Origin of the sequence: Achromobacter sp. UMC71, from assembly GCF_014170305.1 — a bacterium.
In the GTDB taxonomy this organism is placed as follows: Bacteria; Pseudomonadota; Gammaproteobacteria; order Burkholderiales; family Burkholderiaceae_B; genus Achromobacter.
In genome coordinates, this window is sequence record NZ_LZZT01000015.1 from 314704 (window position 1) to 333514 (window position 18811).

General features: G+C 68.3%; 18 protein-coding genes. 9 read left to right on the plus strand and 9 right to left on the minus strand.

Features of this window, described 5'->3' with window-relative positions; all coding sequences use genetic code 11:
• Positions 1-31 precede the first annotated feature (31 nt).
• From A9974_RS07755 to A9974_RS07765, 3 genes are all read right to left on the minus strand, one after another.
• On the minus strand, positions 32-1120 hold the full coding sequence (locus tag A9974_RS07755) for an efflux RND transporter periplasmic adaptor subunit (RefSeq protein WP_183003516.1): 1089 nt from the start codon (positions 1118-1120) through the stop codon (positions 32-34).
• A 199-nt stretch (positions 1121-1319) separates the two neighbouring features.
• Positions 1320-1781, minus strand: a complete 462-nt coding sequence (gene rnhA, locus A9974_RS07760) for a ribonuclease HI (RefSeq protein ID WP_183003517.1) — start codon at positions 1779-1781, stop codon at positions 1320-1322.
• 26 nt (positions 1782-1807) lie between these two features.
• Positions 1808-2611 carry a methyltransferase domain-containing protein gene (locus A9974_RS07765; protein WP_183003518.1) on the minus strand — a complete coding sequence of 268 codons (804 nt, stop codon included), beginning with the start codon at positions 2609-2611 and terminating at the stop codon, positions 1808-1810.
• A 20-nt stretch (positions 2612-2631) separates the two neighbouring features.
• Here A9974_RS07765 and gloB point away from each other — a divergent pair, with 20 nt between their 5' ends.
• From gloB to fabI, 3 genes are all read left to right on the plus strand, one after another.
• Positions 2632-3453: a hydroxyacylglutathione hydrolase gene (gene gloB / locus A9974_RS07770; RefSeq protein WP_183003519.1), complete on the plus strand. Its 822-nt coding sequence runs from the start codon at positions 2632-2634 to the stop codon at positions 3451-3453.
• A gap of 7 nt (positions 3454-3460) precedes the next feature.
• Positions 3461-4876, plus strand: coding sequence for a transglycosylase SLT domain-containing protein (locus A9974_RS07775; RefSeq protein ID WP_183003520.1), 1416 nt, complete (start codon positions 3461-3463; stop codon positions 4874-4876).
• Positions 4877-5007: 131 nt separating this feature from the next.
• A complete protein-coding gene (gene fabI, locus A9974_RS07780) occupies positions 5008-5793 on the plus strand; it encodes an enoyl-ACP reductase FabI (protein ID WP_183003521.1) in 786 nt (261 codons plus the stop codon).
• Between the two features lie 40 nt (positions 5794-5833).
• Here the strand turns inward: fabI and A9974_RS07785 are convergent, their stop codons facing one another.
• Complete coding sequence (locus tag A9974_RS07785) at positions 5834-6232, minus strand: OsmC family protein (protein WP_183003522.1); 399 nt, start codon at positions 6230-6232, stop codon at positions 5834-5836.
• Between the two features lie 181 nt (positions 6233-6413).
• Here A9974_RS07785 and A9974_RS07790 point away from each other — a divergent pair, with 181 nt between their 5' ends.
• On the plus strand, positions 6414-7091 hold the full coding sequence (locus A9974_RS07790) for a tellurite resistance TerB family protein (RefSeq protein WP_183003523.1): 678 nt from the start codon (positions 6414-6416) through the stop codon (positions 7089-7091).
• Between the two features lie 79 nt (positions 7092-7170).
• On the opposite strand, the gene A9974_RS07795 is transcribed toward A9974_RS07790, so the two are convergent.
• The 3 genes from A9974_RS07795 to A9974_RS07805 form a co-directional block, all read right to left on the minus strand.
• Entirely contained in the window at positions 7171-8157 is a 987-nt protein-coding gene (locus A9974_RS07795; protein WP_183003524.1) for a tripartite tricarboxylate transporter substrate binding protein, read from the minus strand.
• 29 nt (positions 8158-8186) lie between these two features.
• Positions 8187-9068, minus strand: a complete 882-nt coding sequence (gene nadC / locus A9974_RS07800; RefSeq protein WP_183003525.1) for a carboxylating nicotinate-nucleotide diphosphorylase — start codon at positions 9066-9068, stop codon at positions 8187-8189.
• A gap of 127 nt (positions 9069-9195) precedes the next feature.
• Positions 9196-10131 carry a hypothetical protein gene (locus A9974_RS07805; RefSeq protein ID WP_183003526.1) on the minus strand — a complete coding sequence of 312 codons (936 nt, stop codon included), beginning with the start codon at positions 10129-10131 and terminating at the stop codon, positions 9196-9198.
• Positions 10132-10341: 210 nt separating this feature from the next.
• Here A9974_RS07805 and A9974_RS07810 point away from each other — a divergent pair, with 210 nt between their 5' ends.
• On the plus strand, positions 10342-10578 hold the full coding sequence (locus A9974_RS07810; protein ID WP_183003527.1) for a hypothetical protein: 237 nt from the start codon (positions 10342-10344) through the stop codon (positions 10576-10578).
• A 24-nt stretch (positions 10579-10602) separates the two neighbouring features.
• Here the strand turns inward: A9974_RS07810 and A9974_RS07815 are convergent, their stop codons facing one another.
• Positions 10603-10938 (minus strand): STAS domain-containing protein, encoded by a 336-nt coding sequence (locus A9974_RS07815; RefSeq protein WP_183003528.1) that lies wholly within the window; start codon positions 10936-10938, stop codon positions 10603-10605.
• 194 nt (positions 10939-11132) lie between these two features.
• On the opposite strand from A9974_RS07815, the gene A9974_RS07820 reads away from it, so the two are divergent.
• Together A9974_RS07820 and alr are read left to right on the plus strand one after the other, a co-directional pair.
• Positions 11133-11564: an ATP-binding protein gene (locus A9974_RS07820; protein WP_183003529.1), complete on the plus strand. Its 432-nt coding sequence runs from the start codon at positions 11133-11135 to the stop codon at positions 11562-11564.
• 134 nt (positions 11565-11698) lie between these two features.
• Complete coding sequence (gene alr / locus A9974_RS07825; RefSeq protein ID WP_183003656.1) at positions 11699-12847, plus strand: alanine racemase; 1149 nt, start codon at positions 11699-11701, stop codon at positions 12845-12847.
• Between the two features lie 102 nt (positions 12848-12949).
• Here the strand turns inward: alr and A9974_RS07830 are convergent, their stop codons facing one another.
• On the minus strand, positions 12950-15418 hold the full coding sequence (locus A9974_RS07830) for an MFS transporter (RefSeq protein ID WP_183003530.1): 2469 nt from the start codon (positions 15416-15418) through the stop codon (positions 12950-12952).
• A gap of 109 nt (positions 15419-15527) precedes the next feature.
• Here A9974_RS07830 and A9974_RS07835 point away from each other — a divergent pair, with 109 nt between their 5' ends.
• A complete protein-coding gene (locus tag A9974_RS07835) occupies positions 15528-17531 on the plus strand; it encodes a SpoIIE family protein phosphatase (protein WP_183003531.1) in 2004 nt (667 codons plus the stop codon).
• Positions 17528-18751, plus strand: a complete 1224-nt coding sequence (locus A9974_RS07840) for an ABC transporter substrate-binding protein (protein ID WP_183003532.1) — start codon at positions 17528-17530, stop codon at positions 18749-18751. Before A9974_RS07835 ends, A9974_RS07840 begins: the two co-directional genes overlap by 4 nt.
• The last annotated feature ends 60 nt before the right edge of the window (positions 18752-18811 follow it).

The following is an 18811-nucleotide window of genomic DNA, read 5'->3' on the forward strand; positions in this document are numbered from 1 at the left end:
TGGGCCGCCGCTAACTGTAAAGAAATTGGCGTCACACGCCGTTATTCACGACCTGCACGGCGCCGCCGTCGGTCACGCGTTGCAGGCCCGACACCACCAGGTGGTCGCCCGCCGCCACGCCGGTCAGGATCTCGACGCGGCCCTCGCGGCGTTCGCCGATGGTGACTTCCCGGCGCTCGGCCACGCCGTCCTTAACCCGGTAGACGTATTGCGTTTCGCCGGAAGGCGACAGCGCGGCCTCGGGCGCGACCAGCGCCTTGTCCTGGTTGAACATCAGCTGCACGCGGGCGAACATGCCCGGCCGCAGCACCGAATCCTGGTTGGCCACGGTGGCGCGCAGCAGGATCGAGCGGCCGCCCGCGTCGACCAGCGGGCTGACGGCGTACACCAGGCCCTGGCGTTCCTGGCCGGGCAACGCGTCCAGGCGCAGCGTCAGCTGCTGGCCCACGCCCACCTTGCTCAGATACATTTCCGGCACGCGGAAATCGACCTTGAGCGGATCGATGGCCTCGAGCGGCGCCAGGTCCTGGCCCTGGTTGACGTAGTCGCCCACCGACACGCTGCGCAGGCCGGCAAAGCCGGCGAACGGCGCGGTGATGGTCATTTTGTCCAGGCGCGCCTGGGCCAGCGCCACGGCGGCTTCCTGCACCTTGAGCGTGCTGGCCGATTCATCGCGTGCCTGCTGGCTGACGAAGCCCTTGCCCTGCAGGGCCACGGCCCGGCGGTAGTGGCTCTGCGCCAGTGTCAGGTTGGCGCGGGCCTGGGCCAGTTCGGCCCGCGGCACCGAATCGTCCAGGCGGACCAGGGGCTGGCCACGCTTGACCGGCTGGCCTTCCTTGAAATCGATGGACTGGATGCGCCCGGCCACCTCGGGACGCAGCACCACGGCTTCGTCCGAGCGCAGGCTGCCCACGGCCGACAGGCCCCGGGCAAACGGAATCTCAGTGACAGCGGCGACTTCGACCCGGACGGGCGCGGCCTTGGGCGCCGGCTTGGCGCTGGCCGCGGCTTTGGGCGCGTCGACGGCCGCCGGCGCAAGCCAGCGCGGCACGAATACGCCAAGAGCGGCCCCCGCGGCCAACCCGGCCGCGACGGCGGCCATCAATACAGCTTTTTTCATGCGTGAATGTGGCGGTATCGCGGCGCGCGCCACGCATGCCCCGCTGGGGCGGCGCCGCTGGATCTGGAATAAGGCTTGGCACTGTAGCACCCGGATTTACATACTGGAACAATCCGGTAGCGCACTGAAAGCACTAAAACGCCCGACCCAGGGTATATCCCGATGCGGCGCGGCGGCCGCCCGCCCCCATTGCGGCCGATCAAGAGCGCTTGATGGACTCCACGCCCAGGTTGGCCAGCTGGTCGGCACGCTCGTTGCCAGGATCGCCCGCGTGGCCGCGGACCCAGCGCCAGGACACGGTATGGCGGCGCACCTGCTCGTCCAGCGCCTGCCACAGCTCGGCGTTCTTGACAGGCTTCTTGTCGGCGGTCATCCAGCCGCGCCGCTTCCAGTTGGCCAGCCATTCGGTCATGCCCTTCATGACGTACTGGGAGTCGGTGTGGATGGTGACCGAGCACGAGCGTTTCAGCGCCCGCAGCCCCTCGATGACGGCCAGCAATTCCATGCGGTTGTTGGTGGTCTGGGCCTCGCCGCCATGCATTGTCTTTTCGTGCGCGCCGGCGCGCATCAGCACCCCCCAGCCGCCGGGACCGGGATTGCCCTTGCAGGCCCCGTCGGTCCACATTTCCACTTTCTGGTCGTTCGCGTTGTTGTCCTGCATGGTGCTGCTTGGTTGTCCTTGTACTGTCACAGAGAATCCGGCCGGCCGCGCGAGGCGCGGTCGAAACCGCCGTCCGCCTGGCGGTTGACCACCACCGACGCCGCGCGGGCGCGCTTGGGCTTGGTCTTCCAGGCCGGACCGATGATACGCATGCCGGCCACGCGCTTGACGGCCGACACGAGATAAACCGCGCCGCCCAGGCTCCACCAACGGGCGCCGGCGGACTCCAGGAAGCCCCAGCGCTGCAGCCATTTTTCGCTGCGGCAGGCCGGTGCATAGCAGCCGAAATGGCTTTGCTCGACTTCCAGCGACAGCAGCTTGAACCAGTCTTTCAGGCGCGGCAGCGACACCTGGGACGACGGCGGCTGCGGCAGCCAGGGCTCCATGCCGGGCATGCGCGTGCGCGCCCCCCACATGCTCCAGGGGTTGAAGCCGGAGATCACCACCCGCCCCTCGGGCACCAGCACGCGCTCGACTTCGCGCAGCACGTTATGCGGCTCGGCGGCGCATTCGAAGGCGTGCGGCAAGATCAGGAGGTCGACGCTCTGGGATTCGAACGGCAGGGCCTCGGGCTGGGCCAACACCACCCGCGACTGCCAGCCCGTGGTGCTTTCGGGCGATGGGGTCTCGGTGCCGACGTAGCCCTTGAAGGGCATGCGGTTGGCGCGCAGCAGGTTCATGTCGGCCAGGCCGACCTGCCAGGCGTAATATCCAAACACGTCCGCCACGGCCGCGTCGAACTGCGCGCGTTCCCAGGCCAGGGCGTATTGCCCTGGCGGCGTCTGGAACCATTCAGCCAGTTCTACAATCGGCGCAGTCTCTTCTGCCACGTCTTATTCCTTCGAATCTCATGCAAGCCTTGACCGCCCCCGCAGGCGGCCGCGAAAGCACTGCCGCGGTCTTGCCTTTGCCCGCCTTCACCGACAACTATATCTGGGCCATCGTGCGCGGTGACCAGGCCGCCGTGGTCGACCCCGGCGAAGCCGGCCCCGTGCTGCAATGGCTGGCCCGCGAAGGCCTGAAGCTGCGCGCCATTCTACTCACGCACCACCATGGCGACCATGTGGGAGGCGTCCTGGAATTGTCCCGCATCGGCGATCTCACCGTATATGGCCCGGCCCGCGAAAAGCTGCCGCGCTGCGATGTGCCGCTGACCGAGGGCGACCGGGTGACCCTGCCCGAGCTCGACCTGGACCTGACCGTGCTGGACGTGCCGGGCCACACGGCCGGCCACATCGCGTATGTCGGCCGGGCGGCGGGAAAACAGCCTGTCCTGTTCTGTGGGGACACATTGTTTGCCGGGGGGTGTGGCCGGCTTTTCGAGGGAACTCCCGCGCAAATGCATGATTCCCTGGAAAAATTTTCTGTTTTACCGCCAGATACACAGGTTTTTTGCGCACACGAGTACACTCTAGCGAACTTGCGCTGGGCCATGGCAGTCGAACCCGCCAACCGCACCCTGCAACAGTGGTATCAGCGGGCCCAGCAATTACGCGCAGAAGGTCATCCCACGCTTCCGTCGACCATCGGTCAGGAATGCGCGACCAACCCGTTTTTGCGTACGCAGCAAGCCGACGTCGTCCGCGCCGCAGGTAACTGGGCCGGCCGCGACCAAACTACGCCGGTAGAGGTTTTTGCCTCCCTTCGTGAATGGAAGAACGATTTCAAGTGACCGCCCGATGAATCTATCCCGACTCCTTCTGCCGCTTCTGCTGGCAGTCCTCGCCGGTTGCGCAGGAACCAAGTCCCCCGACAGCAAGAATCTCACCACCAACTCCCAAGGGCGCTACATCGCCCGCGACACGTCCCGCACGGTTGACCTGACCAACCCGCCGGCCGACGCCTGGGACCGCATCCGCCGCGGCTTCGCCATCCCCAACCTGAACACCGACCTCTCGCAGCAGTGGACCGACTATTACGCGTCCCACCCCGAGGCGGTGCAGCGCATGGCCGAGCGCGCCGGCAAGTACCTGTATTTCATCGTCGACGAAATCAACCGCCGCGGCCTGCCGACCGAGCTGGCGCTGCTGCCCTTCGTCGAGAGCGCCTACAACCCCACGGCCCTGTCGCGCGCCCAGGCTTCCGGCCTGTGGCAGTTCGTGCCGGCCACCGGCCAGCACTTCAACCTGAAGCAAGACTGGTGGCGCGACGAACGCCGCGATCCCATCGCCTCGACCAACGCGGCGCTGGACTACCTGGAAAAGCTGTTTGAAATGCAGGGCGACTGGTACCTGGCCCTGGCCTCGTACAACTGGGGCGAAGGCTCGGTGCAGCGCGCCATGGCCAAGAACGAGGCCGCCGGCCAGCCCACGGACTACCTGTCCCTGAACATGCCGGACGAGACCCGCAACTACGTTCCCAAGCTGCAGGCCATCAAGAACATCATCGCCGATCCGCAGCGCTATGCGGTCGCGCTGCCCCCGGTGGGCAACACCCCGTACTTCGTGACGGTGCGAAAGAACAGCGACATCGACCTGGAAATCGCCGCCAAGCTGGCCGAAATGCCGCTGGACGAATTCAAGGCCCTGAACCCGTCGTTCAACCGCCCCGTCATCCGCGGCGACCACGGCCCCACGCTGCTGCTGCCGGCCGACCGCGTCGAGATCTTCAACGCCAACCTGACCAACTACAAGGGCGACCTGAGCGCCTGGAAGGTCTACCCTACGCGCCGCGGCGAATCCTATGCCTCGATCGCCAAGCGTTTCGGCGTGACCGAAGCCAAGCTGCGCGAAACCAACGACATCAGCTCGCGCCAGAAGGTGGCCTCGGGCCAGTCGCTGCTGGTGCCGGGTGATCCGGGCGCAGGCGGCGTGCAACTGGCCTCGCTGGCCGCCCCGGTGGGCGCGCTGGACTCGGCCCCCGTTTCCAGCAAGACGCCGGCGCCGCGCGGCAAGGCCAGCGCCCCCGCCGCGCGCGGCGCGTCGGCCCGCCCCAACGTGCGCACCCACAAGGTCCGCCAGGGCGACACCCTGTTCTCGCTGGCCAAGCAATACGGCACGTCGGTGGATGCGCTGCGCGCCCTGAACAACCTGAAGGGCAACGCGCTGAAGGTCGGCGCCCAACTGCGCGTGCCGGGCACCAACGCCCGCGGCTAAGGCCGCAGGCGCCTCGCCGCTTCCCACGCCATATCGCGGCGCCCGCCAGGGCGCCGCTCTGTTTTGTCCGCGAGGCCGCCAAACTCCTTAAAATAGGCGGTCTCCAGAAGGAAAAATCAAAGGAACCACACATGGGCTTTCTCGCCGGCAAACGCATCCTGGTCACCGGGGTGCTTTCCAATCGCTCCATCGCCTACGGCATCGCGCGTGCCTGTCACCAGCAAGGCGCCGAACTGGCGTTCACCTACGTGGGCGACCGCTTCAAGGATCGCGTGAGCGAATTCGCCGCCGAATTCGGCAGCGACATCGTGCTGCCGTGCGACGTCGCCGAAGACAGCCAGATCGAAGCCACGTTCACCGACCTGGCCAAGCGCTGGGACGGCCTGGACGGCCTGGTGCACTCCATCGGCTTCGCGCCGCGCGAAGCCATCGCCGGCAACTTCCTGGACGGCCTGTCGCGCGAGGGCTTCCGCATCGCCCACGACATTTCCGCCTACAGCTTCGCCGCCATGGCCAAGGCCGCGCTGCCGCTCATGGAAGGCCGCAACGGCTCGGTGCTGACCCTGACCTACCTGGGCGCCGAACGCGTGGTGCCTAACTACAACACCATGGGCCTGGCCAAGGCCTCGCTGGAAGCCAGCGTGCGCTACCTGGCCACCGCGCTGGGCCCGCGCGGCATCCGCGCCAACGGCATTTCCGCCGGCCCGATCAAGACGCTGGCCGCCAGCGGCATCAAGGACTTCTCGTCCATCCTGAAGTTCGTCGAAGCCCAGGCACCGCTGCGCCGCAACGTCACCATCGACGACGTCGGCAACGTAGCCGCATTCATGCTGTCGGACCTGGCCGCTGGCGTCACCGGCGAGATCACCCACGTGGATGCGGGTTTCTCGACGGTCGTACCGGGCATGGAAGAGTAAGACCAGAAAGCGGGCCAGGCGGCCCGCTTTTTTTTGCCGGTCAGGCCGGCCGCACGATCAGCGTGGACACCTGCACGTCCACCGCCGTCATCAGCCTGTGGATCGGGCATTTCTCGGCCACAGCCAGCAATTCGTCGATCTGGGCGTCCGACAGCGCGCCATGCAGCGTCAGCTTGGCCGTCAGGCGATAGATGCCCTTGCGCTCTTCCCCGGCATCGCGCACCACGTCCACCCCCACCGATTCCAGCGGCAGGCCCTTGCGCTGCGCGTAGACCATCAGCGTCATGGCCTTGCAGCCGCCCAGCGCGGTATCGAAATAGTCATGCGGATCGGGGCCCGCGCCCTGCGGCTGCGGCATGTCCAGCGGCAGATCGTGGCCTTCGGCCGTGGCGGTGAATTGCAGGGTGTTGGGCGCGTTCTGGCGCACGTGGATGGTCATGAGCGGATTTCCTCGCGTTGCGGGCGGCGCGCACGGCCACCCCTGCTCCACGTTGTAGCATCCGCCGCCGGCTCCCGCCCTGCGCGGCAACATCCATTTCTGACTGTAAGCTGAACTTCTTGGCGCCCCGCCGGTCGGATATCCCTATCCGCAAAATCGATTGCATTCACCAGGGGGCACCATGAGCGCCAGACAACTTCTAGATCAATTGCTGCAATCCGGCCAGGGCCTGCTGTCCGACGCCAATTCCAAGGTGCAGGGAGCCACTGGCGGCAAGGGCTCCTTCCTGACCGGCCTGGGCGGCGGCGCCTTGGGCGCGGGCGCGCTGGGACTGCTGCTGGGCAGCAAGAAGGCCCGCAAGATCGGCGGCAAGGTCGCCATGTACGGCGGCATGGCCGCGCTGGGCGCCCTGGCCTACCGGGCCTACGGCGATTGGCAGCGCAAGCAGGCCGGCGCCCCGTCCGGACCGCCGCAAACGCTGGACCGCCTGCCCCCACCCGAAGCCGAACAGCACAGCACCGCGGTACTGACCGCGATGATCGGCGCAGCCAAGGCCGATGGCCATATCGGCCCCGAAGAGCGCGCGCTGCTGGAATCCGAGATGAGCAAGCTGTCCACCGACGCGCAAGACCACCGCTGGCTGGAAGCCGAACTGGCGCGCCCGCTGGATCCCGCCCTGATCGCGCAGTCGGCCAAGACGCCGGAAATGGCGGCCGAAATGTACCTGGCCAGCCTGCTGGTGGTGGACGAGGAAAGCTACATGGAACGCGCCTACCTGGACGAACTGGCGCGCCGCCTGCAATTGCAGCCCGGCCTGAAGGAACAGCTGGAACAGCACGCCAGGGCCGCGGTGGCCTGAAGGCCGTCTCTCCCCCTATACGCAAACGGCCGCCCCACTCGGGCGGCCGTTTGCATGCAGTAACCGGCCGCCCGCGCCATTAATCGGCCCGCAGTCCGATGGCGTCGGTCAGCGCGGTATAGCGGTCGATGTCCGCGTTGATCATCACCTGGAACGCGCGCGGCGAACTGATCGTCGGTGTGAAACCTTGCTCGCGCAGCGACGCCTGCACGTCCGGCCGCTGCACGATCCGGGCCACCGCCGCGTTCAGCTTGGCCACCACCGCCGGCGGCGTCGCGGCCGGCGCCAGCAGGCCGTGCCACTGATCCAACGCGTAGTCCGGCACGCCCTGCTCGGCCACGGTGGGCACGGCGGGCAGCAACGGCGAGCGCTGCGGCGACGTCACGGCCAGGGCCCGCAGCTTGCCCGCCGCGATCAGCGGCGCCGCGCTGGAGGCCGTGACGACGCCCATGCCGACCTGGCCGGCCACCACGTCGGTCAGGGCCGGCCCGCAGCCCTTGTAGGGCACGTGCTGCAACGAGGCGCTGGTGGCGCGGGCCAGCATTTCGCCGGCCAGATGTTGCGGCGTGCCGTTGCCGCATGAAGCGAACGGCAGCGGCTTGTCGGGCCGCGCGGCGGCCAGCGCGTCGTCCAGGCTGCGCAGCGGCGATGCCGTCGGCACCACGAAGACGGACGGCACGAACGCCACGTTGATCACTGCCGTGAAATCGCGCTTGGGCGCGAAACCCAGGTTGCGATAGACGCCCGGATTGATGGCGAACGAGCTGTTGACCATCAGCAGCGTGTAGCCGTCGGGCGGTGATTCCGCCACGATGCGGGCGCCGATATTGCCGCTGGCGCCGGGACGGTTCTCGACCACGACCGGCTGGCCGAACTGCTCTTGCAGGCTGGCGCCCAGCCGGCGGGCCAGCAGGTCGGTGCCTCCGCCCGGCGGAAAGGTCACCACGATGGTGATGGGGTGGGTCGGATAGGTCGCGTCGGACGGCGTGTCGCCCGAGGGCGGATTGCCGCAAGCGCCCAGCGCCAGGGCCAACAGCAACGATGAGGATAAGCGCGCGCGTTTCATGATGTCTGCCTGTCGTGGCGGGGCCGGGCTCAGGCGTCCAGGCCGATGTCCAGCACCTTGGCGCTGTGGGTCAACCAGCCCACGGCGATCTGGTCGACGCCGGTGGCGGCGACCGCCGCGGCGGTGTCGGGGGTGATGCGGCCGGAGGCTTCGGTGATGGCGCGGCCGCGCGCCATGGCGACGGCCTGGCGCAGTTCGTCCAGGCTCATGTTGTCCAGCAACACCACGTCCACGCCCAGCGCCAGCGCGGTTTCCAGCTGGGCCAGCGTGTCCACTTCCAGCTCGATCTTGACCATGTGGCCCACGCCGGCGCGGGCGCGTTGCACCGCGGCCTCGACGCCGCCGGCCAGGGCGATGTGGTTGTCCTTGATCAGCACCGCGTCGTCCAGGCCGTAGCGGTGGTTGCTGCCACCGCCCACGCGCACCGCGTACTTCTGCACGGCGCGCAGGCCCGGCAGGGTCTTGCGGGTGCAGGTGACGCGGGCGCCATGGCCGGCGATGGCGCGGGCGATGGACGCCGTGGCAGTGGCCACGCCGCTCAGGTGGCACAGGAAGTTCAGCGCCACCCGCTCGGCGGAGAGCATGGCGCGGGCGTTGCCGCGGATGCGCGCGATCTCCATGCCGGGCTCGAGCGCGGCGCCGTCGCGTTGCGCCACGATGAATTCGATGGCGGGATCCATGGCGCGAAACGCCAGGCGGGCCAGGTCCAGTCCGGCCAGCACGCCTTCCTGGCGAGCCACCAGGCGCGTCTCGGCCACGGCATCCGCGGGCACGATGGCGTCGGTGGTCAGGTCGCCGGCGCGCCCCAGATCCTCGAGCAAGGCCGAGCGCACCAGCGGCTCCAGCATCACATCCGGCAGGGCGGGAATGGCCAAACGGGCGGCAGCGGGGACTACACCTTTTATGCTCATTTTGAGTATTTAGTAGTTAAAAAAAGGCGCGCAAAGATTGCGCAACACTTATGCTAGAGATGAGCATATTGCTTGTCAAGCTGCGCTGCACAAAGCCGGGCTGCGCCCGGCCAGGACGCGCGTAGCCCTACAGACCGCGCGACAAAGGCAGCTTGCTGCCTGCGATGGCGCGCTCGAGCAGCACGTCGCGGCGAAAGCGGAACAGCTTGGCGGGGCGCCCCGTGGTGCCGGTGGCCATGTCGCCGGTTTCTTCCACCAGCGCCTGCTGTTCGATCAAGCGGCGGAAATTCTGCTTGTGCAGGCCGCGCCCAGCCAAGGCCTCGACGGCCAGTTGCAGTTGCAGCAGCGTGAACTGCGCCGGCATCAGTTCGAACACCACGGGCCGGTACTTGATCTTGGCGCGCAACCGCGCAATGCCGGTGGCCAGGATGCGGCGGTGGTCGTGGCGCATGGGTTCGCCCGGCAATGCCGCGAGCGCCGCGCCCGGCTGGCGGCGGGCCGCCTCGGGCACCAGGCCGGCCTCGAACAGCAGCTCGTAGCGCTGCAGCACCATATCTTCATTCCAGGCAGCGCCCTCCAGTCCGAAGGTGATGGCGGCGCGCTGGCGCCGGCGGCTGCGCGCCGCGGCATCGGGCGTGTCATCGCACCAGGCTTGCAGACGCGGCACGATCTGCTCGTCGACCAGCGCCGGGGTGCCCATGCGGCGGTCTTCCCATGGGAAATAGCGGTACCAGTCCTGCCAGCCCACCTGCGCCACGCCGGTCTCGCCGGCCTCACGCGTCAAGCCCAGGTAGCTGACCGACATGACGCGGCCGCCCGATTCGTCGGAACGGTCGCCGTCGGCGAAGGTGTAGAGCTGCTCGACATAGCCCAGCGGATGATGCGTCTGCGTTTCGACCCAGGCGCGCAAGCCTGCCTGCAGCGAGCGGTGCGAGAGTTCGAACGGCCCCGCCGGCAAGGCCCGCGCGTCATCTGTCGTCAGCACCCGCGGCTCGCCGTTGGTGACGGCGACCAGGACGGCGACGAGTTCGGCATGCACGGAGCGTTCGACGGATTCGGTCAAGGTAGGCTTGGAAAAAATGGAAGAAACCAGGCGTAGCGGTCAGGGTCGGACCACGTCGCGAAGCGCTCGGCATTATAAGGTTCGGGCCCTGCAACAGCCCCTTGCAAACGTGACAGCGCAAAGCGCCAGGCGGGCGCCGCGCCGTCCTAAGATGGAACAAGAATCCCGGCGCGCCGCCATCCTGGGACGCCCGCAACCGGAGCCGCCATCATGCTGAAAACCGCCAACGATTCCCCCCCCGTCCAACCCGTGCCGGACGGCACCATCGAGCACCCGAATCCGGTCGATCCGCGCAAGGGCACCGGCATCCTGCCGATGCCCGCGCAAAGCGACACGGTGGCCGGCATGCCGCGCCGCGGCCGCGCCATCGAAGAGCCCGGCGACCCCGGCATTATCACGCCCGAAGACGACGTGCTTGATACGTCCTACGAAAACCACAAGCGTTGACGCAGCGGCGCGAAACCTGGCCGTTCAGCCGACCTTGGCCACCGCCTCCTGACGCGTGTCGACCACGGTCAGGATGGCCAGGAAGCCGCTGATGTCGAACACTTCGCGCACATGCGGCTGCATGGCGCACAAGGCCAGCGCGCCCGAGCCCTGCTTCAGGCGCTTGGCCAGCACCAGCACCACACGCAAGCCGGCGCTGGAGATGTAGTTCAGGTTGGACATGTCGAGCACGAAACGGCGTTCGCCTTTTTCCACATGCGACAGCAAGTCGGCTTCGATGCCCGCGGCGTTGCCGCTGTTGATCTGGCCTTCGGGCGAGACAACCAGCACTTCTCCGACTTTCTCGATTGCGAGATTCATAGTGGTTCCCGATAAATGACCGGCGCCCCGATCCCGGCCCATGCGGGTGGCGGCGCGATGCCGAGATGATACGCGAGCCGTCCACGCTGCCAAGCAAACTTCCTTCGACGCGGCGCATCGCCGCCCCGTTACGCCACCCGCCTGCAATCGGGCATACTTGCACCTGCACGTGTACCACTGAACGCAAGGCGACCATGCCCTCTCAGCCCGATACGCTTGACCTCGCTCCCGACGCCCGCGCCGTCGCCTCCGCCATGCAATGGATCGAGGCCATCGCCGAGCGCGACGCCTGGTCGCCCAAGCTGAGTTTCGGTCTGTCCTTGAGCCTGGACGAAGCGCTGACGAACATCGTTTCATACGCCTTCGACGATCCCCTTCTTGCCCCCCACCCCGCCCGCGTCAGCCTCGCCTGCCGCCAGGACGGCGAATGGATATCGCTGGAGATAATCGACAATGGCCGGCCGTACGATCCCACCAAAACCCCGCCTCCCCCACTGGCAGCAACGCTCGATGACGCCGAAATCGGCGGCCATGGCGTGCGGCTGATGCAGCACTACCTGCACGAACTGCGCTACGCGCGTCATGGCGACGAGAACCGCCTGACACTGGTCATGCGCGCCGCGTGAGCCACTCTTGGCGCGGCTGATCAAGATGCGCTATCGACAACTTGCAATGCATAGACAGAAAGTACCGAACAAAACCGGTCCATCTGTCACTCATGCATAGACTGCGCGCAAGGTTGCGCGCGGCCCACGCCCAGATGCCGCCCGTGAACGCTCCCTATCGTCCAGAAGGATTGCTTGCCCGCCCGCTCTACGCCCGCGTCGACGCGGGCGCCGTGGCCCATAACCTCGCCCGCCTGCGCGCGGCGCTGCCCGCCGGCGCGCCGCGCCTGTGGGCCACCGTGAAAGCCGACGCCTACGGTCACGGCCTGGCGCGTGTGCTGCCCGCGCTGCGCGACGCCGACGGACTGGCCGTGCTGCATCTGGACGAAGCCCGCGCCTGCCGCCGATTGGGCTGGCGCGGCCCCGTGCTGGTGTACGGCGGGCTGTATTCGCAGGCCGACACGCTGCTGCTGGACACGCCGGACCTGCACCTGGTGATCACCCACGCGGCGCAGCTGCAATGGCTGGCGCAATCGCCGGCGGCCGAACGGCCCGCGGTGTGGCTGCGTTTCGCGGGCGACATCCATCACACCGGCTTCAGCGCCGACGACTACCGCCCCGCCTTCGAGCTGGCCGCCGGCCTGGCCGCGCGCGGCCTGATCGGCGAGGTCGGCCATCTGAACCATTACGCCCGCGCCGACGAGGCCGACGGCGTGGCCGCTGCCGACACCTTGTTCCGCCAGGTCATCAACGGCCTGCCGGGCCCGGTGTCCACCAGCAATTCCGCCGCCGTGCTGCGCCATGGCGTCCTGGCCGCGGGCACCCAATGGGTGCGGCCGGGCCTGGCGCTGTATGGCGCCAGTCCGTTCGCCGACCGCAGCGCGGCCGACCTGGGCCTGCTGCCGGCGATGTCGCTGCATTCGCAAGTGGTGGGCATCCAGCGTGTCAAGGCCGGCGCCGGCGTTGGCTACAGCGGCGCCTTCCAGGCCGTCGCCCCCATGGACGTGGGCATCGTGACCTGCGGCTACGCCGACGGGTACCCGCGCCATGCGCCCACCGGCACGCCGGTGGTGGTGGCCGGCGCGCGCACCCGCCTCTTGGGCCGCGTGTCGATGGACATGATGGCGGTGGATCTGGGGCCCGTGCCGCGGGCCGCCATCGGCTCGCCCGTGACGCTGTGGGGCGCAGATGGCCTGCCGGTGGAAGAGGTTGCCTCGTCCGCGGGCACGATCGCCGCGGAGTTGCTGACGGGGCTGTCGGCCCGGGTGCCGGTGGCGCAGGCCGGCGCGGGCCCCGTGCGCTGAATGGCGGCGCCCACGCACGACGGCGCCACGTTCAAGCCTGCCGCAGCTCGCAGCGGCGCGGCCTGTAGGCCGCGCCGCCCGCGAGCGGCTCTACCCGCCGTGTCAGGCGGTCTCTTCGCGCGGCTTGGCCGGCGCGAACAACAGGAACAACAGGGTGGCGCACAGATAGATCACGCCCGTGGCCGCCAGGCCCGCGCCCATGCCGGCGGCGCCGAACATCGCGCCGACCACCAGGGGCCCCGCCATCTGGCCCAGCTTGTCAGCGGCGCGCATGACGCTGGTGGCGCCCGCCGCGCCATAGCGCTGCACGTCAGGCAACGCCAGCATGTAGGGCGATTGCGAAGCGCCGGCAAAGCAGCTGGCCAGGGCCAGCAGCAGCACCGCGGCCGCGGCAGCCAGCAGGCCGCTGGTGAAGTACAGGCCCAGCATGCCGACGCTGCCCACCAGGCCGCCCAGCACGATCCAGCTTTTCTTGATGTGGCTGCGGTCCACCACGCGGCCCATCAGCGGCCCGACGTAGATCACGCACAAACCGTAGATCATCAGCACGCGGCCGATGCTGGAGGCGGCCACGCCTTCGGCTTCCAGGTACAGCGGCAACGCGAAGGACAGCAAGCCCACCTGCGCGATGGAAAACGGAATCACGCTGCCCACCAGCAGCAAGCCAAAATCACGCGAAAACAGCAGCTTCAAAGTATCCGAGAAATGCGCGCGGGCGCGTCCCGCGGTCTGCACGGCCAGCTTGCGGCCGCGGTCCATGTACGGCCTCATCAGCACCAGCACGCCGGCCAGCGGCATCACCAGCATTACAGCGCCCACCGCGAACACGGCGCGAAAGCCCACCTGCTCCATCAGCATCGCGCCCACCGCCGCGCCGGACAGGTGGCCGGCGAACAGGCCCGCGATCACGCCCGTCATATTGCGGCCACGGTATTGCGGCGGGCTGCGGGTCACGATGAAGCCCTGCAGACCCATCCAGGTCAGGCCGTAGCCCAGGCCCACCAGGCCGCGCGCGGCGCTGAACATCAGCAGGTTGCTGGCGGCCGCGCAAGCCAGCATGCCCGCGGCGGACACGCCCAGGCCAGCCAGCACCGGCACCTGCCAGCCCTTGCGATCGGTCAGCCGGCCCGCCAGCAGCGAAGTCAACAGGCCGCAGCCCATTTCCACCGAGATCGGCAGCGCCAGCAGCAGATTGGCCGGCAGATCCAGGCCGCCGGCGGACAGGCTGCGCGCATACAAGGGCAGAAAGCCCAGCGGCAAGGCCCAGGCGAACAGGAAGCCGAACATCACCGGCCGCGCGATGCGGCCCACTTCGGACTCATCGTCCGGTCCGACGCGCGTGCCGTCCGGCAGCGTGGCACGCGCGGCGAACGCGCGATTCATCAGCAGCGACAACAGCAACAGCATTTCAATCGCGGCCACCAGCGCCACGGCCACGACGGTAACGGCGTCCAGCGCCCGGCCGCGCACGCCCGCGGCGATCACATCGCCCGACAGCCGCAACACCAGGTCGCCGTGCGCCTTCGGGTCGGCCAGCGCGGCGCCCAGCGGCAATACCAGCGTCAGGTCGTCGGGTTGCGGACGGGCCTGCGGCAGGCGCGACACATCCAGCGGACCGCGCGCATCGGCGCCGTACAGCACGCGGCCGTCGCGGTCGGCCAATTCGATCTGCGCCACGGCCGGGAAAGTGCCTGCCAGACGCGAAAACGGCGCGTCCACGCCGCGCAGGCGATCGACTTCGAGCCCATAGCCCAGCACGCGGTTCAGATCGCGCTGCAAGCCTTCGGCGAGCAGCCCCACGTTATTGCGCGTGACCTCCAGCCAGCCGCTGCGGAAGGTCGAGATGGTGTAGGCCGCGTACACACCCTGGGCCAGCACCAGCGCCAGCAAGGGCACCACGAAACGGGCTCGGCCGCCCGCCGCCAGCGAGGTCAGCGGCACCACGTATTTGAAGACCGCGGCCAGCCCCAGCCCGACCAGCACCGTGACGATCAGCAGCACCTGCAGGTTGTCCACGATGAGCCGGCGGCTGGCTTCGCCGTCCTTGGCGGCGGACAGCACCACAGCACCTACCGCCTTGCCGCCGGCAGCGGTCAGCGGCACGGCCACCGTCACGCGGTTGTCGGCGACCCCCACCAGCGCGCCGGAGCCGCGCCGCGTCAGGCCGGCGCCGGGCGCGCCGCGCGTGTCCAGCGTGCGCGCCAGGTAGGCGGCGTCTTCGGGCAGCTCGCCTTGCATGGCCAAGGCCTGGCCATCGGCCAGCAGCACCGCCGCGCCTTGGAGGTCGCGCGAGCCCGCGACGCCGTCGCGCAGCGTATCGCGCAGCCCAAAATATTGTTCAAGCGGCTTGCCCAGGCGCAAGCCGTTTTCGATGTTGCCGGCGACGCGGCGCGCCACCACTTCGACGCGGTCGGCGGTGGTGTCCACCACCAGTCGGTTCAGGGCCGACAGGCTCAGCGCGCCGATCAGCGCCTGGGCCAGCAACAGCACGGCCAGACAGGCCAATGTGACTTCAAGCACCGGGCGGCGACGCAACCCATCGAGCACTATTTGTATTGGTTCGCTACGCATGGGGCCACGCCACCGCAAAGTATTTACACACGGGCACTAATGGTATTTACAATTAATGCAAATTGCATCTTATTTCACGTCATTACCTCACCCGCCCCCCATCGCCCCCATGTCGTTGCGCTCGCTCCGTAGCAAGATTTTTCTACTGGTCGTAGCGCTGCTCCTGGCGGTGGCGGCATTCGTGATGCTGACCTCGCAGCGCAATGTGACGCGCACGGTGATGAACAGCGAGCGTCATGCCGTCAGCAATGTGATGGAACTGGTGCTGCGCGACGCCGAGGCCCGCTGGGGCGCGCTGCTGGCGGACAAGATATCCACGGTGCGCAGCGGCCGGCGCCAGTTGATGCAGAGCGGCACGGTGGTCGCGGCGGCGCTGGGCGCCTACGCCGACCTCGCCGAACGCGGCATCATGACTCCCGGCGCGGCCAAGGGCATGGCGCGCGCGTGGATCAACCGCCTGAAGCTGGACGACCGCCGCTACGCGTTCGTCTACGACGCCGACTTCCAGGTGCTGGCCAGCGGCAACCCCGACATGATCGACCGCGACCTGTCGGCGCTGTCCGACTTCAAGAACCGGCCGTTGGCGCAAGCGCTGCTGGAAGAAAGCCGCACGTCCGGCTACGGTTTCGCCATCTACCGCTGGCCGCCGTCGGCCCAACGCGGCGAGGGTGAAACGCGCTATGCCTACTTCGGCTACTTCCGTCCGTGGAACTGGGTGTTCGCCATTTCCGACAGCGCCCACGACGTGATCGAGCAGATCGAGACGCGCCGCGCGCAGCTGGAAAATTCCGTGCGCGACACCTTGTCGAAACTGACCCTGGCGCAATCGGGCTTCATTTTCATCGCGACCGACGACGGCCGCATGGTGGTGCCCCCGCCCACGGCCCGCGCCGGGCTGCTGGACGCCAAGGACAGTGGCGGCGAAACGCTGCGCGCCCTGCTGGCGCGCCAGGACGGTGGCGGCAAGCTGCAAAGCCTGCGCTTTGACGGCGGCGACGGCCCCTGGCAGATCGACAGCGCGCGCTTCGCGCCGCTGGGCTGGACCGTGGTGGCGGTGGTACCCGAGAGCGACCTGACCGCGCCGGCGCGCGAACTGCTGAACCGGCAGGCGCTGATCTTCGTGATCATGATGCTGGTGGCACTGGTGTGCGCGTGGCTGGTGGCCGCACGCATCGTGCGGCCGCTGGAGACGCTGACCCGCTATGCCCGCCTGCTGCCCGAGCAGGACCTGACCACCGCCTCCAGCGTGCCCGCCCACATCGCGGCGCTGCCAGCCAAGCACAAGGACGAAGTCGGCCGGCTGGCGTCGTCGTTCCTGTTCATGGACCGCAAGCTGCGCGAGAATATCGCCCGCCTGATGCGCGAGACCACTGCGCGCGAACGCTTCGAGAGCGAACTGAACATCGCCCGCGCCATCCAGTTGGGCCTGCTGCCGGTGCCGCTATCGGCCATCACCCGCGAGCAGATCGACCTGAACGCGGTGATGCTGCCGGCCAAGGAAGTGGGCGGCGACCTGTACGACTATTTCACGCTGCCCGACGGCCGGCTGTGCCTGGCCATCGGCGACGTGTCGGACAAGGGCGTGCCGGCCGCGCTGTTCATGGCGGTCACGCGGACCCTGATCCGCGCCACCGCCGAGGACGAGACCGACCCGGCGTTGATGATGCAGAAGATCAACAACCGCCTGTCCGAGAACAACCCGAACATGATGTTCGTCACGCTGCTGATCGGCGTGCTGGACATGACTTCCGGCGAATTGCAGTGGGCCAACGCCGGCCATCTGCCGCCGGCGGTAGTGGGCGCCGACGGCGTGGTGCGGCTGCTGCAAGGCCGCAGCGGTCCGGCCTGCGGCGTGCAGGAAGACCTGCAGTACCGCTGCCTGTCGACGGTGCTGGCTCCCGGCGAGATGCTGGTGGGCTACACCGACGGCGTCACCGAAGCTGTCAATCCGCAGAATGCGCAGTATGGCGATCCCCGCCTGCTGGCCGTGCTGTCCAATCCCCCCGTGCCGGCGGCCAGCCTCGCCAAGCGTCTGCTCGAAGACGTGCAGGCCTTTGCCGACGGCGCGGAACAATCCGATGACATCACATTGATCGTGATCCGCCGCCCATGAAGACATCGCTGCCCACCCTATTGCTGAGCCTGGCCCTGCTGGCGCCCACCGCCTGCCTGGCCCAGGCCGCGGCGGCGGTTTCCGCGGCCGGCACGCCGGGAGCGTCCGTAGTGGGAACGCCCGCTGCCGGGACGCCCGCAGCCGCGACGCCCCAGGTGTTCCCGACCAAGCCCATTGCCCGTCCCGACGGCAAGAAATGGCGCATCGGCTATTTCGAGAGCGGCGACTACAGCGAATACCCGCGCACGCTGCGGGTCACGGTGGACGGCCTGCAGAAACTGGGCTGGATCACCGTGCCCGCCATTCCCGACGGGCTGAGCGGCAAGCAGATGTGGGAATACCTGGCCGACAACGCCCGCAGCGACACGCTCGAATTCGTGCGCGATGCCTGGTGGCAACCGGGCAATTTCGACGCCGCCCAGCGCCCCGCCGTGCGCGAGTCGATCAAACAGCGGCTCGAAGGCAAGAAGGACATCGACCTGATCATCGCCATGGGCACCTGGGCCGGCCAGGACATGGCCAGCATGGGCGCGCCGGTGCCCACCATCGTGGCCTCCACCAGCGACGCGGTGGGCGCCCGCATCACCCGCTCGGCGCAGGACAGCGGGCTGGACAATCTGCATGCCCGCGTCCAACCCGAGCGCTATCAGCGCCAGGTGCGCCTGTTCCACGAGATCGTGCCGTTCAAGCGGCTGGGCCTGGTCTACGAAGACAGCCCCGAAGGCCGCACCTATAGCGCGGTGGACGCCGTGGAACAGGTCGCGCGCGAGCAAGGCTTCAAGGTGCTGACGTGCAATGCGCCGTCCAACGGCATCGCCCCGGAAGTCGCCACCCGCAACGCGCTGGAGTGCTATGCCAAGCTGGCGCCACAGATCGACGCAGCCTACGTGACGGTGCACCGGGGCGTGACCCCGACCTCGGTCGATACGGTGGCCGAAATCCTGCGCCAGGCGCGAGTGCCCAGCTTTTCGATGCTGGGGTCCGAAGAGGTCAAGCATGGCCTGCTGCTGAGCCTGGCCCAGGCGGACTATTCGTACGTCGGCTTGTTCTACGCCGAAACCATGGCCCGCATTTTCAACGGCGCCAAGGCGCGCGAACTGAGCCAGGTGTGGATCGATCCCGCCAAGATCGCGCTGAATCTGCAGACCGCGCGGGTCATCGGCTTTGACCCGCCGGTGGACATCCTGCTGGCCGCCGACGAGGTCTACGAAGCCCAGTAAGGGACCGGGCGGCGGTAACCCGCTGTTTCCGCGCCGCCGGCCCCTGCTCGCCCAATCGCT

Excerpts from the sequence above, each read along its gene's own strand:
- A9974_RS07755 (WP_183003516.1), bottom strand. The coding sequence starts at position 1,120 with ATGAAAAAAGCTGTATTGATGGCCGCCGTCGCGGCCGGGTTGGCCGCG.
- rnhA (WP_183003517.1), bottom strand. The coding sequence starts at position 1,781 with ATGCAGGACAACAACGCGAACGACCAGAAAGTGGAAATGTGGACCGAC.
- gloB (WP_183003519.1), top strand. The coding sequence starts at position 2,632 with ATGCAAGCCTTGACCGCCCCCGCAGGCGGCCGCGAAAGCACTGCCGCG.
- A9974_RS07775 (WP_183003520.1), top strand. The coding sequence starts at position 3,461 with ATGAATCTATCCCGACTCCTTCTGCCGCTTCTGCTGGCAGTCCTCGCC.
- fabI (WP_183003521.1), top strand. The coding sequence starts at position 5,008 with ATGGGCTTTCTCGCCGGCAAACGCATCCTGGTCACCGGGGTGCTTTCC.
- A9974_RS07785 (WP_183003522.1), bottom strand. The coding sequence starts at position 6,232 with ATGACCATCCACGTGCGCCAGAACGCGCCCAACACCCTGCAATTCACC.
- A9974_RS07790 (WP_183003523.1), top strand. The coding sequence starts at position 6,414 with ATGAGCGCCAGACAACTTCTAGATCAATTGCTGCAATCCGGCCAGGGC.
- A9974_RS07795 (WP_183003524.1), bottom strand. The coding sequence starts at position 8,157 with ATGAAACGCGCGCGCTTATCCTCATCGTTGCTGTTGGCCCTGGCGCTG.
- nadC (WP_183003525.1), bottom strand. The coding sequence starts at position 9,068 with ATGAGCATAAAAGGTGTAGTCCCCGCTGCCGCCCGTTTGGCCATTCCC.
- A9974_RS07810 (WP_183003527.1), top strand. The coding sequence starts at position 10,342 with ATGCTGAAAACCGCCAACGATTCCCCCCCCGTCCAACCCGTGCCGGAC.
- A9974_RS07815 (WP_183003528.1), bottom strand. The coding sequence starts at position 10,938 with ATGAATCTCGCAATCGAGAAAGTCGGAGAAGTGCTGGTTGTCTCGCCC.
- A9974_RS07820 (WP_183003529.1), top strand. The coding sequence starts at position 11,133 with ATGCCCTCTCAGCCCGATACGCTTGACCTCGCTCCCGACGCCCGCGCC.
- alr (WP_183003656.1), top strand. The coding sequence starts at position 11,699 with ATGCCGCCCGTGAACGCTCCCTATCGTCCAGAAGGATTGCTTGCCCGC.
- A9974_RS07830 (WP_183003530.1), bottom strand. The coding sequence starts at position 15,418 with ATGCGTAGCGAACCAATACAAATAGTGCTCGATGGGTTGCGTCGCCGC.
- A9974_RS07835 (WP_183003531.1), top strand. The coding sequence starts at position 15,528 with ATGTCGTTGCGCTCGCTCCGTAGCAAGATTTTTCTACTGGTCGTAGCG.
- A9974_RS07840 (WP_183003532.1), top strand. The coding sequence starts at position 17,528 with ATGAAGACATCGCTGCCCACCCTATTGCTGAGCCTGGCCCTGCTGGCG.